This window comes from Actinomycetota bacterium (assembly GCA_019347675.1).
Classification (GTDB): Bacteria; Actinomycetota; Nitriliruptoria; order Nitriliruptorales; family JAHWKO01; genus JAHWKW01.
This window is the reverse complement of record JAHWKW010000003.1, coordinates 52857-73211: the sequence shown is the minus strand read 5'-3', so window position 1 is coordinate 73211 and position 20355 is coordinate 52857. Positions and strand designations below refer to the sequence as shown.

The following is a 20355-nucleotide window of genomic DNA, read 5'->3' as shown; positions in this document are numbered from 1 at the left end:
TCGCCGGTCAGTCCAGCTGCGCGAACCTGGCGTTGCGCTCGATCCAGTCGCGGCGCGGTTCCGCCTGGTCGCCCATCAGCATGGTGAACAGCTCATCGGCCTCCATGCCGTGCTCGACCGTCACGCGCAGCAGCGTCCGCCGCGCCGGATCCATCGTGGTGGCCCATAGCTGCTCGGGGTCCATCTCGCCGAGGCCCTTGAAACGTTGCGTCTCGACCTTGCCCTGCCCCTTGAACTCCGTCCGCACCAACCGGTCGCGTTCCTCGTCGCTCATCGCGTACGCCACCTTCGTCCCGCGCCGCAGCTGGTACAGCGGAGGCTGCGCCAGGTACAGGTGCCCCTTGCCGATCAGCGCCGGCATCAGCCGGTAGAAGAAGGTGAGCAGCAGCGTGGTGATGTGCCCGCCGTCGACGTCGGCGTCGGCCATCAGCACGACCTTGTCGTAGCGCAGCGCGTCGTAGTCGAAATCCGGCTCGATCCCGGTCCCGATGGCCTTGATCAGCGCCTGGATCTCGGAGTTCTCCAGCACGCGGCGCAGCTGCGCCTTCTCGACGTTGAGAACCTTGCCGCGCAGCGGCAGGATCGCCTGGGTATGGCGGTCGCGCGCCAGCTTGCTCGACCCGCCCGCCGAGTCCCCCTCGACGATGTACAGCTCCGTCTCGGCCGGGTCGCGGCTGGTGCAGTCGGCCAGCTTGCCCGGCAGCCCCGCGGACTGCGTGTCGAGCAGGCCCTTGCGGCGGGTGAGCTCCCGGGCGGCCTTCGCGGCCTTCCGGGCGCGCGCGGCCATGGCACAACGCTTGACGATCCGCCGCCCGGCGCTGCGATGCTTGGCGAGCCAGTCGTCCAGCGCCTCGGACACGACCGACTCGACGTAGCCGCGAGCGATGCTGGATCCCAGTCGTCCCTTGGTCTGGCCTTCGAACTGCGGGTCGGGCATCTTCAGCGAGATCACCGCCACCAGACCCTCGCGGACGTCGTCGCCGGTCAGGTCGGGGTCCTTCTTGGTGAGCGCGTTCGAGTCGCGACCGAACTTCTTCAGGGTCCGGGTCAGTGCGGTGCGGAACCCTTCCTCGTGGGTCCCCCCGTCGACCGTGCGGACCACGTTGACGTACGAGCGGACCCGCTCGTCGTGGAAACCTTCGCTCCAGGTCAGGGCCACGTCCACCGCCATCGGGTGGCCGCCGACCTCACCCTCGCGGTGGATCACGATCGGCTCATCGATGGGGTCGCGGCCGTGCAGCAGCTCCGCGACGAAGTCCGCCAAGCCCGCCCGGAACCGGAACGTCTCCGACCGGCCGGTGCGGTCGTCGGCCAGGAGCAGCTCCAGGCCGGGGTTGAGCAGTGCGGTCTCGCGCAGCCGCTGGGCCACGGTTGCGTGGTCGAACTCGTTCGTCTCGAAGATCTCCGGGTCGGGCCAGAACCGCACCGTGGTGGCGGTACCGCGCGCTTCGCCGCGCCGGCTGAGCGGCTCGGCCACCGGGCCGCGTTCGAAGGCGATGGCGTGCCGATAGCCGTCGCGGACGACCTCCACCTCGGTCCGTGACGACAGCGCGTTGACCACCGACACGCCCACGCCGTGCAACCCGCCCGAGACGGCGTACGCCTGGCGGTCGAACTTCCCGCCGGCGTGCAGCTTGGTCAGCGCGACCTCGACGGCGGGACGGCCCTCCTTCTCGTGGCGGTCGACCGGGATGCCACGCCCGTCATCGGTGACCTCGCAGCCGCCGTCGGCCAGCAACCGCACCGTGATGTGCTCGGCGTGCCCGGCGAGGTGCTCGTCGACGGCGTTGTCCACGACCTCCCACAGCAGATGATGCAGCCCGCGGGCGTCGGTGGACCCGATGTACATGCCGGGGCGGCGACGGACCGCTTCGAGACCTTCCAGCACGGAGATGTGCTCGGCGGAGTACTCGTCGGTCTTCGCCCGGGCCCGCCGGGAGGTCTTCGCCACGTTCGCCTCGTTGGTGGTCGTGGTGGTGGTCGCAGGGTCATTCACGGTACGCGATGGCAAAGCGGCAGCCGAGGAACCCGCGACCGACACGGCGGCTGGGACTAGCCTCGGCAGGGTGTACGCCCAGCCGTTCGAGCAGCCGCTGCCGACCCCTTCCGAGACGGTCCCTCTGATCGTCGAACGGGACGTGGACAGCCTCCGCGACGCCCTGGACGTGGTCCGCGACACCATCGAGGGGATGGTGGCGGCGTTCTTCACCCGGTTGCCGCTGATCGGTGTCGGGCTGGTCCTGTTCGTCGCCGGTCTGCTGGCGGCCCGCTGGGTCGGTCGGTGGACCGAGCAGCTCCTCGATCGGACCCGGGCCGACCGGGTCGTGGTGGGGCTGTCGGGCCGCATCGTCCGGTTCCTGGTGGTCGTGGTCGCGGCTCTGATGGCGCTGTCCGTCGCCGGCGTGCGGGTGGGCGCGATGCTGGCAACGTTGGGGATCGCTGGCCTCGCGCTGGCGTTCGCGCTGCAGAACATCCTCGAGAACTTCGTGTCGGGCATCATCCTGCTGGTCCGCAAACCGTTCCGTGCCGGTGACCAGATCGAGACAGGCGATTTCGAGGGCACCGTCGAGGAGATCGACCTGCGCGTCACGCGCCTGGTGGCCTACGACGGGGTCACGGTGCTGATCCCCAACAGTGACGTCTTCCGCAACCCGTTGAGCAACCTGACCCGTCGCGGCTTGCGGCGCACGACCCTGACGGTGGGGGTGGACTACCGCGACGACCACGACCGTGCGCGGCAGGTCCTGACAGAGGCGGTGACGCGGGTCCCGGGTGTGTTGGCGGAGCCGATGCCGGAGGTGCTGCTGACGGAACTCGGCGACTTCAGCGTGGATTTCGAACTGCGCTACTGGACGCTGCCCGACATCCGTACGGTCCGCCGGGTGCAGGATCGTGTGCTGTCCGACGCGAAGTCCGCCCTGGAAGAGGCCGGTTTGACCATCCCGTGGCCGATCCGGACGCTGATGTTCGACACGCCGATGGAGCTGCACCACGGCGACGGGGGCCCGGGCGGCTCGCAGCGGGCGCGGCCGCCTGCGACACCGTGAGCGCCGCGCGCTCGACCTCCGACCGCGCCGGGGTGGCGGCACCGTTAGCCTCCCGGCGGTGGCGACACAAGGAGCGCCGTGCCGGTCGAAGCCACGGAGATCGACGGTCTGCTGGTCGTGCGCTGGGAGACGTTCGAAGACGAGCGTGGCTTCTTCCGCCAGACGTACCAGATCCGCGAACTCGAGGGTCCGTTGGGGCGCACGCCGACCCTGGTGCAGGGCAACCACTCGCGGAGCGAGCCCGGGGTGCTGCGCGGCTTCCACGCCGAGCCGTGGGACAAGCTCGTGTACGTGGCGCGCGGCACCGCCATGGCGGCCATCGTCGACATCCGACCCGACAGCGCCACGTTCGGCGAGGTGGCGACGTTCCACCTCGGTGACCCGCCGCAGGGCCAGCGCATCCGGCTGTTCATCAGCGAAGGTTTGGCGAACTCGTTCTGCGCGTACGGCACGTCGCCGGTCGACTACATCTACGACGTCTCCGATTACTGGCGCGACGACCTGGACAAACGCTCGGTGGCGTGGGACGACTCGGATCTGGGCGTGGACTGGCCGGTGGACCACCCGATCGTGTCCGACGCCGACCGCACCAACCCCACCCTGCGTCGGTTGTTCCCCGACCATCCCCGCTTGACCGGGTGAATGGGGGTCACCGACCCTCCGCGGTTCTCGCCCCGGCACCGGCGGGCCGCTCACGATCGGCAGAGCGCCGCTTGAGCCACACGATCGCCGACGCCGCAACCACGATCACCTTCAGCGGTCCCGGTAGCCACTTCCACGCCCGCCACAGCAGCGGCGCGCTGACGATGACGTCTCTCAGGTCCACCTTCACTGCTCCCGTCGATCCCGACCGTCGGTTCGTCCTTCACGTCTCCACCGACGACCGACCCCACGTCGTCAGCCGTTACAGCCGGACGATCAGTACGGCGGCGGCGGCGGCCAACAAGGCACCCGCGACGACGAGCAGCGCGATCACCAACGGCGGGGTGGTTCTTGCCCGTTCCGGCGGGGGTGGCGACGGCGGCAGCGGCTCGCGCAGCCGCCTGCTCGGCCGGTCGTCGGCGGGTGGTGCGATGGCCACCCCGGGCGCCGAGGGACGGTGGCGGGCGTCGGCAGCAGCCTGGAGTGTGGGCGCCGCGCCAGGGGCATCCTCGCGCGCGGCAGCCGTCTCTGTGGGCGCATCGCTGGGGCCGGCCTCGGCTGGCGGCGCCTCTACTGGCGGCGCCTCTACTTGCGGCGCCTCGACGGCACCCGTGTCGCGGGGTCGTGGGCGCTCCCGCTGCTCCACGGCCACGGTCGTGGTCCGTGCCGCCAGAGCCGCCTGACGCTGCGGGCCGTCAACGGTCCCTTCCTCGACGGGCTGCCATCGCCGCCGGCGCAGCACCTCGTTGACCAGCGCCACCGCGAAGGACAGGAAGAGAGACAGCAGCAGCGCCCGGATCAAGCCGGGTCGGCCAGTGCTGTCCTGGCGTTCCTTCACCGCCCCTCGCCTGCCGAGGACTTCTCCAGGTAGCGCTCCTTGATCTCGTCGACCACGCTCTCGTCGGCCAGGGTCGTGGTGTCGCCGAGTTCCTCGTCCTCGGCGATGTCCTTCAGCAGCCGCCGCATGATCTTCCCCGACCGCGTCTTGGGCAGATCCTGGGTGATCAGGATGGTGCGGGGCCGGGCGATCTTCCCGATCTGATCGGCGACGTGCTCGCGCAGATCCTCCACCAGCTGTTGATCGCCGTCGTAACCGGAGCGCAAGCTCACGAACGCAACGATCGCCTGGCCGGTCTCCGGGTCGTCACGGCCGATCACCGCCGCCTCGGCCACGGCGTCGTGGCTGACCAGCGCCGACTCGACCTCCGCCGTGGAGATGCGGTGGCCCGACACGTTCATGACGTCGTCCACGCGTCCGAGCACCCAGATGTAGCCGTCTTCGTCGACCTTGGCGCCGTCACCGGCGAAGTAGTGGCCCTCGAAGCGGTCCCAGTAGGTCTCCTTGTAGCGCTCGGGGTCGCCCCAGATGCCCCGCAGCATCCCCGGCCACGGTTGGGTGAGCGTCAGGTAGCCCCCGCCGGGCGCCTGCACCGGCTGACCGTCATCGTCGACGACCTCGGCGGTGATCCCCGGGACGGGGAAGGTGGCGGAACCGGGTTTGAGGGTGGTCACGCCCGGTAGCGGGCTGATCATGATCCCGCCGGTCTCGGTCTGCCACCAGGTGTCCACGACCGGGCAGCGTTCGCCGCCGATCACCTTCCAGTACCACACCCACGCTTCCGGGTTGATCGGTTCCCCGACCGTGCCGAGCACTCGTAGCGAGGACAGATCGTGACGTTGTGGGTGCTCGTCGCCCCACTTCATGAACGCACGGATCGCGGTCGGCGCGGTGTAGAAGATCGTGACCCCGTACCGCTCCACCAGCTCCCACAGTCGTTCGGCGTCGGGATGGTTGGGGGCGCCCTCGTACATCACCGACGTGCAGCCGTTGGCCAACGGTCCGTAGACGATGTAGCTGTGCCCGGTCACCCAACCGATGTCGGCGGTGCACCAGTACACGTCACGCTCGCGGTCCAGGTCGAAGACGTAGCGGTGGGTGTAGGCGCAGTGGGTGAGGTACCCGCCGGTCGTGTGCATGATCCCTTTCGGCTTTCCGGTGGTACCGCTGGTGTACAGCAGGTACAGCAGGCCCTCGCTGTCGACCTGCTCCGGCGGGCAGTCGGCGTCGGCCTCGGCCATCAGCTCGTGGTACCAGTGGTCGCGGCCGTCGCGCATCTGCACGTCGTGCTCGGTCCGGCGCACCACCACGACGTGCTCGATGCTGGGTGCATCCTGGAGCGCCTCGTCCGCGGCCGCCTTGAGATCCACCACCTCGCCGCGGCGCCACCCACCGTCGGCCGTGATCAGCACCTTCGCTTCCGCGTCCTGGATCCGCTCGCGCAGTGACTGTGCGGAGAACCCGCCGAAGACGACCGAGTGCGGCGCGCCGATCCGCGCACACGCCAGCAGCGCCGCCGGCAGTTCGGGGATCATCGGCATGTAGATCGCGACCCGGTCGCCCTTGGCGACCCCCAACGACTTCAGGACGTTCGCGAGCCGTCGGACCTCGTCGAGCAACTCGGAGTAGGTGATGGTTCGGCGATCGCCCGGCTCGCCCTCCCAGTGCAACGCGACCTTGTCACCCCGACCCGCCTCGACATGGCGGTCGAGGCAGTTGTACGACGCGTTCAGCTTCCCGCCAACGAACCACTGGGCGTATGGCAGGTCCCAGTCCACGACGTTGTCCCACTCCTGGAACCAGTCCAGCTGGCGCGCCTGATCAGCCCAGAAGCCCAGCCGGTCCGCCTCAGCCTCACGGTACAGCTCGGCGTCGGAGACGAGCGCGTCACGCCGGAAGTCCTCCGGCGGCGGGAAGCTGCGCTCCTCACGCAGCAGGTCCTCGATCGTCTGTCCCATGCCTCTTCCTTCTTGTCCCTTCAGACGACCATAGTGACGGGCGCGTCGGTGGTGACGGCCGTGCGAACGGTCACTGCGGAATGTGTCTGGCCACGGTTGCGGGAGGCTCGACGAGGTCGGGCCGTCAGTGCTCTAGCCGAGCTCTAGCCGAGCTCGCCCACCGCTGCCGCGACGACCGCGGTGACCGTGCCGTCCTCGATCGCTCGGCAGACCAGGTCCAGGTCGGTGGCGACGATGCGGTCGTCGCCCAACGGCGGCACCAGCGCTCGTACGGCGTTCACGACGGCGGCGACTGCCGCGGCCGGCCGTAGAGGCGCGCGGTGGCCGATCCCCTCCACCGCGCACAGCAGTTCGACCGCCAGAACCCGCCGCGTGTTGGTCAGGACCTCCTGCAGCTTCCGCCCCGCGCCCCAGCCCATGGCGACGTGGTCCTCCTGGCTTCCGGACGTGGGGATGCTCTCGACGCTGGCCGGGTGGCTGAGCACCCGGTTCTCGGCCACGAGCGCCGCGGCGGTGTACTGGGCCAGCATGTAGCCGCTGTTGACACCGGAGTCGCGTGCGAGGAACGGGGGCAGTCCCGCGGATCGTTGGGGGTCGAGGATGCGGTCGGTGCGGCGCTCGGAGATCGAGCCGAGCTCGGTGACCGCTGCGGTGACGAAGTCCAGGGCGAACGCCAACGGTTGCCCGTGGAAGTTCCCGCCCGAGACGACCTCGCCGGTGTCGGGCAGCACGATCGGGTTGTCCACCACCGCCCCGAGCTCACGTTCGACCGTCGCCCGCGCGAACGCGAACACGTCCCGGCAGGCGCCGTGCACCTGTGGGGCGCAACGCAGGCTGTAGGCGTCTTGAACCGCGTGCGTGCTGTCGCGGTGAGACGCGACGATCTCGGAGCCGTTCAGCAACGTGGCCAGGTTCCGCGCGCACGTCAGCTGACCCGGGTGCGGACGTAGCCGGTGGATCGCCGGGTGGAACGGCCGGGCGCTGCCCAGCAACGCCTCGATCGACGCGGCGCACGCGATATCCGCCACGGTCGCGAGGCGATCGGCGAGGTCGAGGCTGAGGACGGCGAAGGCGGTCATCCCCTCGGTGCCGTTGACCAGGCTCAGTCCCTCCTTGGCTCCCAACGTCAAAGGTTCGAGTCCGTGCGCGCGCAGCAGGTCGGCGGCCGGACCGGCGCGCTCCCCGTCGTCGAGCTGTCCTTCGCCGACGAGCGGCAACGCCAGGTGGGCGAACGGGGCGAGATCCCCCGAGGCCCCCACAGAACCCTGTGCGGGCACGACCGGGAGCAGATCACGGTCGAGGAACTCCACGAGTCGTTCGACCAACGCGGGGCGAACCCCCGAGTGACCCTGAGCGAGCGTCCGGGCGCGCAGCAGCAGCATCGCGCGAACCATGCGTCTGGGCAGGGGAGGACCCACCCCTGCGGCGTGGCTGCGCAGGATCGCCAACTGCAGCTTCTGCAGACGCGCCCGGGAGATGTGGGTGTCCGCCAACGCCCCGAACCCCGTGGTGACCCCGTAGACGACGCGGCCGCCGCTGACCGCCTCTTCGACCACCCGCCGCGCCGGTGCCATCCGATCGGCCACGCCGGCACCGAGCACGACGCGCGCGCGGCGGTCGGCGACAGCCACGACGTCGGCCGGTTCGAGGGGACCACCGTCGACCTCGACGGTACGCATCACGAGACCCCCGCGTCCGGCATCATGGTCCACGCGCCGCAGTCAGGAACTCACGTGTCACAGCCGGAGCAGATCAACGGTCCACCCGAGGACCAGGACGACGTGGCACGCGGATCGCGCGGCACGGGTGGCGACGCACCCGCCGCCGGCTCGATCGAGGAGCGTGAGCAGGTCGCGGAGCCAGAGGCGTCCGAGGACGGTGACGAGGGCCACGACGACGAGCGGTAGCTGGGCGGCTGGCGGCCCCGGCCGCTCATCCGCGAGCGCCTCCGGTGATGTTCCAGCTGGCCAGCCGCACCGCGGGGCAGTGCACCATGCCGGGTCCGAACTCGCCGTCGGCGAAGCGGGTGTCGGCGGTGGCGGCGAGCAGTCGGCCCGGCCCCAGACCCTCCACGAACGACTGGGTGAACCGCAGGTTGGTGACCGGCCTGGTCACCTCGCCCCGCTCGATCAGGAACGTCCCGTTGCGGGTCAGCCCGGTCACGACCTGCGTGCGGGGATCGAGCACCCGGCAGTAGTTCAACTCCGTCACCAGCAGCCCGCGGTCGACCTGCGCCACCAGCGCGCCGACGTCGGGTGCGTCGCCTGCGCCGACGAACAGATTGGTGGGCACCGGGCCGTACACCTCGCCACCCGCGATCGCGTGACCGGTCGTCTGGGTGCCGGCACGTCCAGCGGTTCGCCGGTCGTGTGCCAGGTTGCCGGTGACACCGTCGGTGACCAGCTGCAGCCGGCGCTTGGGTGACCCCTCAGCGTCGAACCCCAGCCCCAACGCCCGATCGTCGAGCGCGGCGTCCCACAGCTGGAACGCCTCGTCGAACTGCTGCTCGCCGAGCTCGACGAACGACTGACCCTCCAGGTGGGCCTTGGCGTTGAAGCCGTAGAAGGCCAGGAACTGGGCGATCGTCGCGACGCACTCGGGCGACAGCACGACCGCGTACCGCCCCGGCTCGAGATCGCCTGCGTCGGCGCTGTCGGCCGCCAACCGGGCCGCGCGCCGGCCGGTGGCGCCACCGTCGAGCGCGCCCAGTCGGCGCGATGTCTGGTGGCCTTTCCCGGCCGACGTGGTCGTCTGGTGGATGCCGTCGATGGTGGCTCGGGTCCACGACCCCGTCGCGTGGTGTCCGGCGGAGTTGGCGAACACCGTCCGGGTCCCGGCGGCGTCGACGTACCCGGCAGCGCGAGTGCTCTCGCCGGCCGCGACGAACGCCTCGACGTGTGCCGCGCGGGCGGCGGGGGCGGGTTCGTGCGTGGCCGGGTCGGCGTGGTCGACGTCGGCGACGTCGGTCGGCGGCGTGACCCCCGGCCATTCGGGGTCGACGGGGCGGACGGCTGCGGCGCCCTCCACGCGCTGCACCAGCTCGTAGAGGCCAGCGTCGTCGGTCCGGCTGGTCGACGCCGCGGCGACGCGCCCATCGAACGCCGCCTGCAGCGACACGGTGACCGTGTGCTCGCCGACGTGCTGGTGGATGCCGGAGTTCGCGAAGCGCGTCAGTCCCCACCTGCTGGCCGTGGCGATCACCTGCGCTTCGATCCCGGCTCCCGCTCCCAGCCCCGCCAGGACCTGGTCGCACAGGCGCTCGAGTCGGACGACCTCGGCAGCGGCCGCTGCCGGTCCGGCTCCGTCCGTCGCGCTCATCCTCTCACCCCGACACGGACGTTGCGGAAGCGGGCTGGTGTGGCCGGGTGGCCGGTGTGGGCCACCTGCATCGGTTGGCCCTTCCCGCAGTTGGGCGTGCCCCACGCCACCCACTCGTCGGGTCCGGCCAGCATGTCCAGCTTCGACCAGAACACCGGCGTGATGCCGGTGTAGGTCGGGTTGCGCAGCATCCGGCCGCGCCGTCCGTTCTTGACCTCCCAGGCGATCTCGCAGCCGAACTGGAAGTTGAGGCGTTTGTCGTCGATCGACCACGACCGGTTGGTGGACATGTAGACCCCGTCGCGGGTCTCGCTGATGATCTCGTCCAGGGAGGAGTCCCCGGGCATGATCCCCACGTTGGTCATGCGCACCATCGGCAAGCGGTTGTAGCCGTCTGCGCGGACCATCCCACCGGGGGGCAGCCCCGCGATGTGGGCCGAGTCGCGTCCGGACAGGACACCCACCCACGTGCCGTCACGCACGATGTCGACCTGCTGGGCGGGCGTGCCCTCGTCGTCGTAACCGAACGTGCCCAGCGCCCTGGGCAGGGTGGCGTCCGCGGTGATGTTCATCAGCTCCGAGCCGTACCGCAGCGACCCCAGCTTGGCCAGGTCCAGGAACGACGTGCCGGCGAAAGCGGCCTCCCAACCCAGGATCCGGTCGAGCTCGATTGCGTGTCCCACCGACTCGTGGATCTGGAGGGCCAGCTGACTGGACTCGAGCACGAGGTCGCTCTCCGCGGTGGGGCATTCCTCGGCGGACAGCAGCGCCACCGCCTCCTCGGCGATGCGCGGGGCGTGGGCAGGCAGATCGAAGTCGCGGATGATCTCGTACCCGCCGGTCGCGTACTGGCCGAACGCCTGCGGGTACGAACGGCGCTGGGTCTCGTTGTCGCCGACCGCAGTGGCGTCCATCCCCCCGCCGCACTCGACGAGGCGCTGCGAGATGCGGTGACCCTGGCTGGAGACGAACCACTTCTCCGTCGACCACGACCGCTGTGTCGCGCGGGCCACCGCGATCCCGTCGACCTCACGCATCGCGGTGGTCACACCGACCAGCAGGTCGGCCTTCTCGGAGATCGCGACGGCGAACGGGTCCTCGTCGTGGGGGGTCTCGTAGCTGTCCTGCACCACCGGCACGTCGGTCAGGGACACGTCCGGGAAGGGCACCATCGCCGAGGCCCGTGCGATCGTTGCGGCCTGTTGGCCGGCGCTGCGCGCGGACGCCTCGGTCAGGTCGTTGGTCGCGAAAAAGCCCCACGCCCCGCCCATCAAGGCCCGCACGCCCACCCCGGCGTGTTCGTCGGTGCGCAAGGACTCGATCAGCCCGTCGCGTGCGAAGACCGCCTCTTCGCGGCTGAGCAGCGCGCGAGCGTCGGCGTAGGTGGCACCGGCGTCCAAGGCGCCCTGCACGGCCGCCTCGGCGTAGTCGAACAATCTGCCCCTCCTGGTGGTCGTGGCGCACCCTACCGGGGTGCCTTGTCGCACCTGTCGGCGACCGGTGACCGTCTGTTGAGCGCGGCGGTCGGGCGTCGCGTCGGGCACCATGCCCCTATGTCACGCATCGACCTCGACGCAGTCGCCCACGAGTGGGAGGACGCGGACGAACCGCGCCGAACGCGCCCACCGTCTCCGCGTCCCCGTCACACCGAGCATCCGGTCGGGCGTGTCATCGGGTTGCACAAGGGCTGGGTCGACGTCATCGTCGACAGCGACGAGATCTCGGCCGTGTACGGCGGGGCGATGCGCGGGGAACACGTCGTCGTGGGAGACCGCGTCCGGGTCCGCCTGACACGGCACGACACCGACACAGCCCGTGTGACCACCCGGCTCGAGCGCGGCAGCGTGTTGATGCGCACTGCCGACGACACCCTGGCGGAGGAGAGGCCGCTCGCGGCGAACGTCGACCTGGCGATCGTGGTGATCGTTGCGGACGAGGGCGAGATCGGCGCGCGGTTCGCCGACCGCATCCTGGTCGCGGCCGAGGCAGGCGGCCTCGACGGTGCCATCTGCGTCAACAAGATCGACGTGAACGACGACGTCGGCTGGATCCGGGACCGCTACGACCCGCTGGGCTATCCGGTCGTGGCGACCAGCGCCCACACCGGGGAGGGCCTGGAGGACCTACGCACGCTGCTGACCGACCGCTGGTCGGTCCTCGCCGGCCACTCCGGCGTCGGGAAGACCTCTCTGTCGAACCTGCTGGCCCCCGGAAGTCAGCGTGAGGTCGGGGAGCTCGGACGCTTCGGTGGACGACACGTGACGGTCAGTCCTCGGGCGCTACGCGTGCCCGGAGTCGACAACGCCTGGCTGGTGGACACACCCGGTGTCCGGTCGTTCGGGATCGCGCACCTGGCTCCCGACGACCTGGCGTTCGCCTTCCCGGAGCTGCGTGGCTTGCCGTGCGACCTGCCCGGGTGCCTCCACGATGGCGAGCCGGGATGCGCGGTACCGGCGCTGCTCGCAGGGACGGTGTCCCGCGCACGCTACGGGAGCTACCAGCGCTTCCTCGCCGCGCTCCGTGGCGACCACGGCGGCTGGTAGCCGGGGCCTCGGCCGCGGACGCTCATGACCTCCTGGGCAGCGTCGCGACGCCGCCGCGGCGACGTCGGCTGCGGGGCTATGTCGGCTCGGGCTGGTTGCCGGGCTTCCATTTGATCGAACAGCCCATGCTCGGGCGCTGGTCGGCCGGAGGTGACTCGCCCGCCAGGAGCGCGTCGAGCGCGCCGCGCAACTCCTCGCCGGTGACAGGGACGTCGTTGCCCGGTCGTGCGCCGTCCATCGCGCCGCGGTAGGCAAGCGTCCGGTCGGTCCCGAAGACGAAGAAGTCGGGCGTGCACGCTGCCCGGTAGGCGTGCGCCACGTCCTGGGACTCGTCGATGAGGTAGGGGAACGTGAACCCGGCGCGGCGAGCCTGCTGTGCCAACCCGGCGGGAGCGTCGTCGGGATAGGCCTCGGCGTCGTTGCTGCAGATCCCGACGAAAGCCACACCCTGGTCGGTGTACTCACGCGCCAGCGCGGCCAACGCGTCTTCGACGTGGCGCACGTACGGACAGTGGTTGCACAGGAACGCGACCACCAGGACAGCAGCGCCGTCGAAGTCGTCGATCGACACGGTCGTCCCGTCGATCGCCGGCAGCGTGAACGCCGGCGCGGGGGTGCCAAGCGGGAGCATCTTGGAAGTGACTGGCACGGTTGGATCCTCCGGTTCGAGCTCGGGCAGCTGGTCATCGTCGCCGGCACGTGGCGGGCGGGCCGGGCAGCATCCTGGGGGCGGAAGCGCCGCGCGGAAGACGCTCCCGCCGTCCAGCGTTACACACCGTGCTGTCCGACCGCGACCAGGAAGCACCCACATGCCTGCCGTGACCGTTGCCGACCGGCTGACCCTCCCGCGGGTCAGCGCCCCCGACGTCGCCACGGCGACCGACCGGCCGGTGCGGTCGGTGACGACCGCCCCACGCGGCTTCGAGGGCGAGGGCTTCCCGGTCCGGCGGGCATTCGCCGGGGTGGACCTCGCCGATCTCGACCCCTTCGTCCATCTCGACCAGATGGGAGAGGTCGAGTACGCGCCCGGCGAACCCAAGGGGACCCCATGGCACCCTCACCGCGGGTTCGAGACCGTCACCTACATGATCGACGGCATCATCCAGCACCAGGACTCCAACGGCGGTGGGGGGCTGATCAGCGATGGTGACACCCAGTGGATGACCGCCGGGGCCGGGATCCTGCACATCGAGGCGCCCCCGGAGGAGGTCGTGGTCCGGGGCGGGCTTTTCCACGGCTTCCAGCTGTGGGTCAACCTCCCGGCGGCCCAGAAGTGGAGTCCGCCCCGCTACCAGGATCTGCGTGGCGGTGACGTGACGCTGCTGACCTCACCGGACGGCGGCGCGCTGCTGCGCCTGATCGCCGGTGATCTCGCCGGCCAGCAGGGCCCCGGTTCGACGCGGACCCCCATCACGATGATCCATGCGACCGTCGAACCCGACGCCCGCGTGCGGCTGCCGTGGCGGGCCGACTTCAACGCTGTCGCGTACGTCCTGGCCGGGCAGGGAACGGTCGGCGCGGAGCAGCGGCCGATCCGCGCCGGACAGCTGGCCGTCTTCGGTCGGGGAGACGTGGTCACGTTCGCCGCGACACGGTCGCAGGAGAGCCGCGCGCCCACGTTGGACGTCCTCGTCCTCGGCGGGCGCCCCATCCGCGAGCCGGTCGCCTGGTACGGGCCGTTCGTGATGAACACGCGCGCCGAGCTGCAGCAGGCGTTCGACGACTTCCAGGCGGGCAAGCTCGGCCGGATCCCGGCGCACCATGCCGGGGGCAACGTCGGCGACCTGGACGGCTCTTGAGCGCAGGACGGGGAGGCGCACCCGTCCAGGCGCCGCGGTGGGGTCCGGAGAGGCCACTGGCCGAGCGGATCACGCGCAGGGGCGTCTTCGCCGCGATCGACCCGGCGCGCGCCCGTCCGCTCCCCAGGTGCGGGAAGTGGGCCGGGTTCGCCTTCTGGGCGGTCCTGACCGGCGGCTCGCTGTACCGCGCCTGGCGGGCGTCGCACGTCGAGTGACGCCGTCACGGTGGTCGCCGTCTCGCCGTGTCCGGTACCCTGCGCTGGTTCGCGGCACCGCCCCATCCGGGCGGGGTAGCCAAGTGGTAAGGCAAGCGCCTGCAAAGCGCTCACACGCGGGTTCGATTCCCGCCCCCGCCTCTCGCGACGTCTCCAGGCCTTCGACCCAGCCGGTCAGCGACCGGTGCGCATCCGCTCCACGAGGCGCAGCAGCCGGTCGTGCATCTCGTCGGCCGGGGCATGGCCCCGACCACCGTGGCCGGCCAGCACCCACTCGAACCGATGATCGCGCGCGAGGCGATCCAGCGACTCGGCCTGCTCCGTCCACGAGTACCAGGTGAACGCCCTGTGGGCCGCCAGGTCCTCGCGGCGTCGGTGCCAGAACAGCGAGTCGCCGGTGAACAGGAACCGTTCCTCCAGCAGGTAGACGACGCTGCCGCGGGTGTGCCCCGGAACCGGTATCGCGACCAGCTCGGGTTGGATCTCGGTGGGGTCGACACCGCGCAGGAGGTCGGTCGCGAACGGTGCGGCGTGACGCTCCACCTCGTGGATCCACACCCGCGCGGCGAAGTGCTCGGCGAACCGGTCGGCATCGGCCACGTCATCCTGGTGGGTCAGCAGGATGTGGTCGATCCCGCCCAGTTCCTGCAACCCCTCCACGATCGCGCGAGCGAACCGCGGAGAGTCCACCAGGACGTTCCCGGCGGCGCGGCGAGCGAAGAAGGCGTTGGCCCCGAACGACTTCGCCGAGGCGTACCCGCAGTAGTACACGTCGTCGACGATCAGCTGTGGGAACAGGCCTGACGGGACCGGGTCGGGAGGATCCACACCGATCGAGCGGGTCGGGCACGCGACGGCAGCACGCCACGCCGCCTGGACCTCCTCGTCGCCCTGCGGTTGACGGACCACGACGGTCTGCCCGTCGACCCGGCCGAACAGCCCGGGCGCGATCTGGCGGGACACGTCGCAGTCGATGCAGCGCCGGTCGACGTACCAGGGACCGGCGACGTTCCCGGGATGGCGATCCTCGATGCGCGCCACTCTGGTCGTGTTCCGTCAGTCGCGCTGGTCGATCGGGACCCAGTCGTTGCGGCGGTCGCCGACGTACTCCGACGACGGGCGGATCAGCCGGTTGTCGGACTGCTGCTCGAGGACGTGTGCCGTCCACCCGACCGACCGCGACGCCGCGAAGATCGGGGTGAACAGATCCCGCGGGATCCCCATCGCCGTGTACAGCGGCGCGGAGAAAAAATCGACGTTGACGTACAGGCCCTTGCGGTCGAAGACGACCTCCTGCACCTTCAGGGCCTTCGCCACGGTGTCGGCCAGGCCGGTGTTCTCGGCGATGCGCTGGGCCCAGTCGCGCAGGTGCGGGGCGCGGGGATCCTCGGTCTTGTAGATGCGGTGACCGAACCCCATGATGCGTTCCTTGCGGGCCAGCTTGGCGTCGATGTGCGGGGCCACGGCTGCGACCGAATCGATCTCGTCCAGCATGCGGGCGACCTGTTCGTTGGCGCCCCCGTGCAGGGGACCCCGCAGCGCCCCGATCGCCGCGGTCACCGCCGAGTAGATGTCGGACAGGGTGGAGGCGCTGAGCCGCGCAGCGAACGTCGATGCGTTGAGCGTGTGCTCGGCGTGGATCACGAGGGCCACGTCCATGGCCCGCTCGATCTCGTCATCCGGTTCCTTCCCCGTGATGCCCACCATGAAGTTGTGGGCCGCCGACCGATCAGGATCGGGGTCGAGCGGCTCCAGGCCGTTGCGGATCCGCTCGAACGCGCCGATCACGGTGGGGATGCGGGCCACGATCGCGTAGGCCTCGTCCCTGACCGCCCCGATGTCGACCCGTTCGAACGTCGGCAGGCCCGTCCCGAGCAGCGACACGCCGCTGCGGAGCGCTTCCATCGGGGTGGTCTCGGCCGGCAACGCGCGCAAACTGTCCACGACGCGCTGTGGGAGCGTCGCCAGCTTGGCGAGTCGCGCCCGCGTCTCATCGAGTTGTGCGCGCGTGGGGAGGCTGCCCTCCAGCAGGAGGTGGACGACCTCCTCGAAGGTGGCGTGGCGAGCCAGGTCGTCGATGGTGTACCCGCGGTAGACGAGCATCCCCCGCTGGCCGTCGATCCACGACAACGCGGTCTGGGCAGCGATGACACCTTCGAGTCCACTAGCAGGCACAGGATGGCCTTCCGTCACGAGCGAGCGGGGAGAACCCCGCGGGGAGAACCGTTCCCGATCCTAGCCCTGGGGATGCACGCTGTGGCGGCTCCCCGAGGTCGTGTTCAGGCGTGGGTGGCCGCTGGCGCGGTGCTCGACACCGTGACGTAGACCAGGCTGGCGAGCACATCGTCCACCCGAACCGGGCCGCTGCCGTCGTCGACCACCACCGCGTCGCCCTCCGTGCGTTCGATCGACACGACCGCGCCCGGGCGCAGCTGATGGCCGGCGAGGAAACGCATCGCGTCGATGTCGGCCTGCAGGTGTTCGGACATGCGGTCGATTCGGACGGCTCCGGCGCCGTCCTTGGCCGCTTGCGTCAGCGACGGCAGACCATGCGCTGGGTGGTCCCCACGTTCCCGATCGGGGATGGTGTTGCCGTGCGGATCGCGCTCCGGTCGCTCCAGCAGCTCGACCAGCTTGTGTTCCACGTCATCGGAGATGACATGCTCCCAGCGGCACGCCTCGACGTGCACGTGTTCCCACTCGAGGCCGATCACGTCCACCAGCAGCCGCTCGGCGAGCCGGTGTTTGCGCATGACGCTCACCGCCAGCTCACGACCGTCGTGGGTGAGCTCGAGGGTGCGGTCGGCGTTCAGACGCAGTAGGCCGTCCTGCTGCAGACGGGCGACCGTCTCGCTCACTGACGGGGCCGATAGACCCAGCCGTTCCGTGAGACGCGCCCGGATGGCCGGGATGCCTTCCTCCTCGAGCTCCCACACCGTGCGCACGTACATCTCGGTGGTGTCGATGAGGTCGCTGGTCACGACGGGCTCCTTCCGCCCAGTCCAGCAGGCTACCGGAGGCCCTCGTTGCCCGACGGCTCAGCCGGATCGGGTGCCGTGGCCGTCGTCGTCGGTCCCGACCCGCTCGCCGACGTCCGCCTCCGCCACACCACCGGTCAGGCCGGCGTCGGCTTGCGTCTCCGGGTCGGCGTCGCGGCGTGGACCCGGCTCAGTGCCTTCTTCGTCGAGACGTTCGTCGTCGGGGCGGTCGTCAGGGTCGTCAAGGTCGTCCTGGTGTTCCTGACGGTCTTGGTCAGCAGCCACCGGTCACCGCGCTCCGGCCAGCGCACGACGTTTGCGCTCGGCGCGGAGCAGCGCCCGGCGCTCGTCCTCGGTCAGCCCGCCCCAGATGCCGTCGGTCTCGCCGTTGCTGAGCGCGAACCGCAGACACGGTGTGCGGACAGGGCAGCGGGCGCACACCTGCTTGGCCGCAGCGACCTGGGAACCCGCGGTCCCGCTCGTGCCGGCGGGGAAGAACAGCTCGGGGTCCTCGTGACGACACGCCGCCCGGTCGAGCCACGCGGTGGTCAGCGCTCCGTACGAACCGACGAAGGTGTGCAGCAGCTCGCTCATCGACCCCTGATCCAGCCGCGCGGTTTGGGGCGTTCGTCAGCAAGAGTGGACGAGCACGCAGCGTTCACGGGAGTGACCGAACGTCCATGGGTTGGCCGCCTTCGCGTCGCGTGGCGCCAGTGGCTTCAACGTCGAACGATCCCGACGGGTCGGCGCGCGGGTGCCGTCGCAGGGCGGGCCGCCGGTGCGCTCGACCCCCTCGGGGGGCTCTGGTACCTTCTCGTTCCGCTCGGGGCGCTAGCTCAGTTGGCTAGAGCGCTTGCTCGACACGCAAGAGGTCGGGGGTTCGACTCCCTCGCGCCCCACCACTTTCCGCCTGCCCGCGCGCCTCACCCATACGCTTGAACGATCGCCCGGGACCTGACGACGTCAGCCGCCGAAGCCCTGGTGGACCTCGTCGAGGCTGAGCTGTGTCGCGACGGGCTGAGTCGGGCGGGGCACGGCCGCGTCCAGCTCCTCGCCGGTCAGCGTGGTCCACCACCAGCGCATGCCGCGCGGGGGAGTGCGGACCCTGAGGCTCTCGAACGCGACGTCGGTCCGTCCCAAGAACGTCAGCTCCGCGATGACCCGCCGGACGGTCGTCCGCACCACCTCGTCGCGGGCGTACTCGACACGCAGCAGTGCCACGACGTCACCGCGGGTCTCGGCCTCCCGGAACAGTGCGGCGCTGGCGTGGCCTCCGGTCGCCAGCCGTCGACGGGCCTCACGCCACAGCAGCCGCTGCCGCGCGAACCAGTCCCAGGCGTAGGCGGGTGGCCGCCGGTCGGGATCCACGCTGAACAGGATACGAGCGCCGGCCCCACCGCGGTCGAACATCCCCCGTGGCGTGTCGAGGACCGCTGAAGCGGCTACATGTTCTCGGTCAGAACACGGAATCCCGCTGACCTGGGGAGATGGCCCGAATCCCGCTCTGACGTGGGAAAAGCGGTCGGAAGTCCTCGGACTCGTGCCTGGACCGAAGGGTCTGTTCACTGCAGAGTGCGTCTGATGTTGCACGCGAAGTCCTAGATGGCCAAGGAGACCGACCGTACTTGGACGGCACATGCCGGAGGTCAAGGGTCCCTCGACCAGCAGAGCCGGAGTCGTAGGCGGCTGGTATCGCTCCCGGCAAGTCCACCCATACCGCGCTCGGAGATGCGGCGGCTCCAGGCCGCTTCAGCGAGGGTCGGTGTCGTACGCCTGGCCCCGGTGGCGGATCGCGACGACCCTCACGGTCTTGTCGTCGTCGCGGAGCTCGTAGATGATCCGGTACACGCCGACCCGCAGCGACCGAAGTCCGGCTAGTCGCCGCCGGAGTCGGTAACCGGCCCCCGGATCACGTTCTAGCTCTGCGAGCGCGTCGAGGACGGCCTGTGCCCGTAGGTGGTCGAGCCCCTCGAGTGCCGTCCGCGCGGAACGGGTCAGGAAGACCCGCGCCACTAGGACTCGACGGTTGCTCGAACTGACGGCGCACCTCGTCCAGTGGCACGAGGTCACCAGCGGCTAGGTCATCCAGTCCTCGCTGGATCGCTGCGAGAGTGTCGTCATCGGAGAGGATCTCGGCGGTCTCTTCGAGCTCCTCGTACTCGTCGACCGGGATCAAGACGGCTTCGGGTCGACCGTGGCGAGTGATGGTCACGTGCTCACGGCGTTGCGCGACCTCATCGAGAAGGTCGGCGAGGTGGCTGCGGAACTCTCGGACTGGCACGGTCTTCGGCATACCCAGAGTGTACCACATCGTGTACACATATGTCTGGTGGGCGCTTGGCGCCTGCTGTGCATAGCGCCCGCCACTGATCGGGGGTCGAGACCTCTCGGCGTGGGCGATATGGAACGGACAGGCCTTCGGGTGGCGCCCTTGCCCCAGGACGGCAGGGCGTGCCCGAGCAGGTTGCGGAACCGGGACAGCTCCGCCCACGGTTCATTGCCGACCTCGAGGCCCGCGGCGGCCGGGTGGACTTCGGCGACGTTGCCGGCGGTAATCCACAGCCGTTCGACCGCCAGCCGTGTCCGCGTGTCGTCGTCCCACGTGGCTTTGTCGTCGGGCAGGAGATCACCGATCTGGTCGAGCACCTCGACCAGTTGGTCGACCAGAAGCGGCCCGTTCACAACTCCTGGGCGTCGACCGCGCCAGGAACGTCGTCGGTGATGACGTGGACGTAGCTGCCCACGAGTGCGCTGGCTCGTTCCGACATCTCCAGCGCCTGCCGGTACCCGGGCTCGTCGGCGTGCACCACGACGGTCCCGTCGTCGCGCACACCCACCGGCGCGACCCCCAGCTCGGCGGCCATCGAGCACAGGCCGTCCGCGTGCTTGCGGACCTCCTCGGCGGAGGCCTTGCGGTCGGTGGTCGTCGCGCGTGCCATCAGGATCGAGGCTGCCCGTCCACCGATACGGACGGCCGGATCTCGATCCGGGCCCTCGCGGAGCACCTCGGCCATTCC

At 70.3% G+C, this 20355-nt stretch carries 23 protein-coding genes and 2 tRNA genes; 8 read left to right on the top strand and 17 right to left on the bottom strand.

Going from position 1 to position 20355, the window contains the following annotated elements:
• Positions 1-7 precede the first annotated feature (7 nt).
• Positions 8-2182, bottom strand: coding sequence for a DNA gyrase subunit B (locus KY462_02700; GenBank protein MBW3576649.1), 2175 nt, complete (start codon positions 2180-2182; stop codon positions 8-10).
• Here KY462_02700 and KY462_02695 point away from each other — a divergent pair.
• Complete coding sequence (locus KY462_02695; GenBank protein ID MBW3576648.1) at positions 2139-3047, top strand: mechanosensitive ion channel family protein; 909 nt, start codon at positions 2139-2141, stop codon at positions 3045-3047. The two genes, KY462_02700 and KY462_02695, sit on opposite strands and share 44 nt — an antisense overlap.
• Before the next feature lie 78 nt (positions 3048-3125).
• Positions 3126-3689, top strand: a complete 564-nt coding sequence (locus KY462_02690) for a dTDP-4-dehydrorhamnose 3,5-epimerase family protein (GenBank protein ID MBW3576647.1) — start codon at positions 3126-3128, stop codon at positions 3687-3689.
• A gap of 7 nt (positions 3690-3696) precedes the next feature.
• Here KY462_02690 and KY462_02685 read toward each other — a convergent pair whose 3' ends face one another.
• The 4 genes from KY462_02685 to hutH all read right to left on the bottom strand — a co-directional run bounded on the left by KY462_02685 (position 3697) and on the right by hutH (position 8164).
• Positions 3697-3873 (bottom strand): hypothetical protein, encoded by a 177-nt coding sequence (locus tag KY462_02685; protein ID MBW3576646.1) that lies wholly within the window; start codon positions 3871-3873, stop codon positions 3697-3699.
• Positions 3874-3951: 78 nt separating this feature from the next.
• Complete coding sequence (locus KY462_02680; protein MBW3576645.1) at positions 3952-4527, bottom strand: hypothetical protein; 576 nt, start codon at positions 4525-4527, stop codon at positions 3952-3954.
• Positions 4524-6485, bottom strand: a complete 1962-nt coding sequence (gene acs, locus KY462_02675) for an acetate--CoA ligase (protein MBW3576644.1) — start codon at positions 6483-6485, stop codon at positions 4524-4526. The genes KY462_02680 and acs overlap by 4 nt, the downstream gene beginning before the upstream one ends.
• Positions 6486-6628: 143 nt before the next feature.
• Positions 6629-8164 carry a histidine ammonia-lyase gene (hutH, locus tag KY462_02670; protein ID MBW3576643.1) on the bottom strand — a complete coding sequence of 512 codons (1536 nt, stop codon included), beginning with the start codon at positions 8162-8164 and terminating at the stop codon, positions 6629-6631.
• Between the two features lie 54 nt (positions 8165-8218).
• Here hutH and KY462_02665 point away from each other — a divergent pair, with 54 nt between their 5' ends.
• Positions 8219-8392 (top strand): hypothetical protein, encoded by a 174-nt coding sequence (locus KY462_02665; GenBank protein MBW3576642.1) that lies wholly within the window; start codon positions 8219-8221, stop codon positions 8390-8392.
• Positions 8393-8417: 25 nt separating this feature from the next.
• Here KY462_02665 and KY462_02660 read toward each other — a convergent pair whose 3' ends face one another.
• The gene (locus KY462_02660) at positions 8418-9803 is read right to left on the bottom strand and encodes a TldD/PmbA family protein (GenBank protein MBW3576641.1); all 1386 of its coding nucleotides are present in this window, start codon (positions 9801-9803) and stop codon (positions 8418-8420) included.
• Complete coding sequence (locus KY462_02655) at positions 9800-11350, bottom strand: TldD/PmbA family protein (protein MBW3576640.1); 1551 nt, start codon at positions 11348-11350, stop codon at positions 9800-9802. The genes KY462_02660 and KY462_02655 overlap by 4 nt, the downstream gene beginning before the upstream one ends.
• Positions 11351-11356: 6 nt before the next feature.
• Between KY462_02655 and rsgA the strand changes: the two genes are divergently transcribed.
• Positions 11357-12346, top strand: a complete 990-nt coding sequence (rsgA, locus tag KY462_02650; GenBank protein ID MBW3576639.1) for a ribosome small subunit-dependent GTPase A — start codon at positions 11357-11359, stop codon at positions 12344-12346.
• A gap of 76 nt (positions 12347-12422) precedes the next feature.
• On the opposite strand, the gene KY462_02645 is transcribed toward rsgA, so the two are convergent.
• Complete coding sequence (locus tag KY462_02645; protein ID MBW3576638.1) at positions 12423-12977, bottom strand: thioredoxin family protein; 555 nt, start codon at positions 12975-12977, stop codon at positions 12423-12425.
• A gap of 178 nt (positions 12978-13155) precedes the next feature.
• Here KY462_02645 and KY462_02640 point away from each other — a divergent pair, with 178 nt between their 5' ends.
• From KY462_02640 to KY462_02630, 3 genes are all read left to right on the top strand, one after another.
• A complete protein-coding gene (locus tag KY462_02640) occupies positions 13156-14145 on the top strand; it encodes a pirin family protein (protein MBW3576637.1) in 990 nt (329 codons plus the stop codon).
• Positions 14142-14360 (top strand): hypothetical protein, encoded by a 219-nt coding sequence (locus tag KY462_02635; protein MBW3576636.1) that lies wholly within the window; start codon positions 14142-14144, stop codon positions 14358-14360. The genes KY462_02640 and KY462_02635 overlap by 4 nt, the downstream gene beginning before the upstream one ends.
• A gap of 69 nt (positions 14361-14429) precedes the next feature.
• Positions 14430-14501: transfer RNA gene (locus KY462_02630), tRNA-Cys, on the top strand.
• Positions 14502-14534: 33 nt separating this feature from the next.
• Here the strand turns inward: KY462_02630 and KY462_02625 are convergent.
• From KY462_02625 to KY462_02605, 5 genes are all read right to left on the bottom strand, one after another.
• The gene (locus tag KY462_02625) at positions 14535-15392 is read right to left on the bottom strand and encodes an MBL fold metallo-hydrolase (protein MBW3576635.1); all 858 of its coding nucleotides are present in this window, start codon (positions 15390-15392) and stop codon (positions 14535-14537) included.
• A gap of 24 nt (positions 15393-15416) precedes the next feature.
• A complete protein-coding gene (locus KY462_02620; protein MBW3576634.1) occupies positions 15417-16553 on the bottom strand; it encodes a citrate synthase in 1137 nt (378 codons plus the stop codon).
• 86 nt (positions 16554-16639) lie between these two features.
• On the bottom strand, positions 16640-17311 hold the full coding sequence (locus KY462_02615; GenBank protein ID MBW3576633.1) for a metal-dependent transcriptional regulator: 672 nt from the start codon (positions 17309-17311) through the stop codon (positions 16640-16642).
• Positions 17312-17398: 87 nt separating this feature from the next.
• Complete coding sequence (locus KY462_02610) at positions 17399-17623, bottom strand: hypothetical protein (GenBank protein ID MBW3576632.1); 225 nt, start codon at positions 17621-17623, stop codon at positions 17399-17401.
• A 3-nt stretch (positions 17624-17626) separates the two neighbouring features.
• A complete protein-coding gene (locus KY462_02605) occupies positions 17627-17932 on the bottom strand; it encodes a WhiB family transcriptional regulator (protein MBW3576631.1) in 306 nt (101 codons plus the stop codon).
• A gap of 231 nt (positions 17933-18163) precedes the next feature.
• Here KY462_02605 and KY462_02600 point away from each other — a divergent pair.
• A tRNA-Val gene (locus KY462_02600) sits at positions 18164-18240 on the top strand.
• Positions 18241-18301: 61 nt separating this feature from the next.
• On the opposite strand, the gene KY462_02595 is transcribed toward KY462_02600, so the two are convergent.
• The 4 genes from KY462_02595 to KY462_02580 all read right to left on the bottom strand — a co-directional run bounded on the left by KY462_02595 (position 18302) and on the right by KY462_02580 (position 20277).
• The gene (locus KY462_02595) at positions 18302-18748 is read right to left on the bottom strand and encodes a hypothetical protein (GenBank protein ID MBW3576630.1); all 447 of its coding nucleotides are present in this window, start codon (positions 18746-18748) and stop codon (positions 18302-18304) included.
• A 339-nt stretch (positions 18749-19087) separates the two neighbouring features.
• The gene (locus tag KY462_02590; GenBank protein MBW3576629.1) at positions 19088-19351 is read right to left on the bottom strand and encodes a type II toxin-antitoxin system RelE/ParE family toxin; all 264 of its coding nucleotides are present in this window, start codon (positions 19349-19351) and stop codon (positions 19088-19090) included.
• Positions 19248-19619, bottom strand: a complete 372-nt coding sequence (locus KY462_02585; protein ID MBW3576628.1) for a type II toxin-antitoxin system Phd/YefM family antitoxin — start codon at positions 19617-19619, stop codon at positions 19248-19250. The genes KY462_02590 and KY462_02585 overlap by 104 nt, the downstream gene beginning before the upstream one ends.
• A gap of 397 nt (positions 19620-20016) precedes the next feature.
• The gene (locus KY462_02580) at positions 20017-20277 is read right to left on the bottom strand and encodes a hypothetical protein (protein MBW3576627.1); all 261 of its coding nucleotides are present in this window, start codon (positions 20275-20277) and stop codon (positions 20017-20019) included.
• Positions 20278-20355 lie beyond the last annotated feature (78 nt).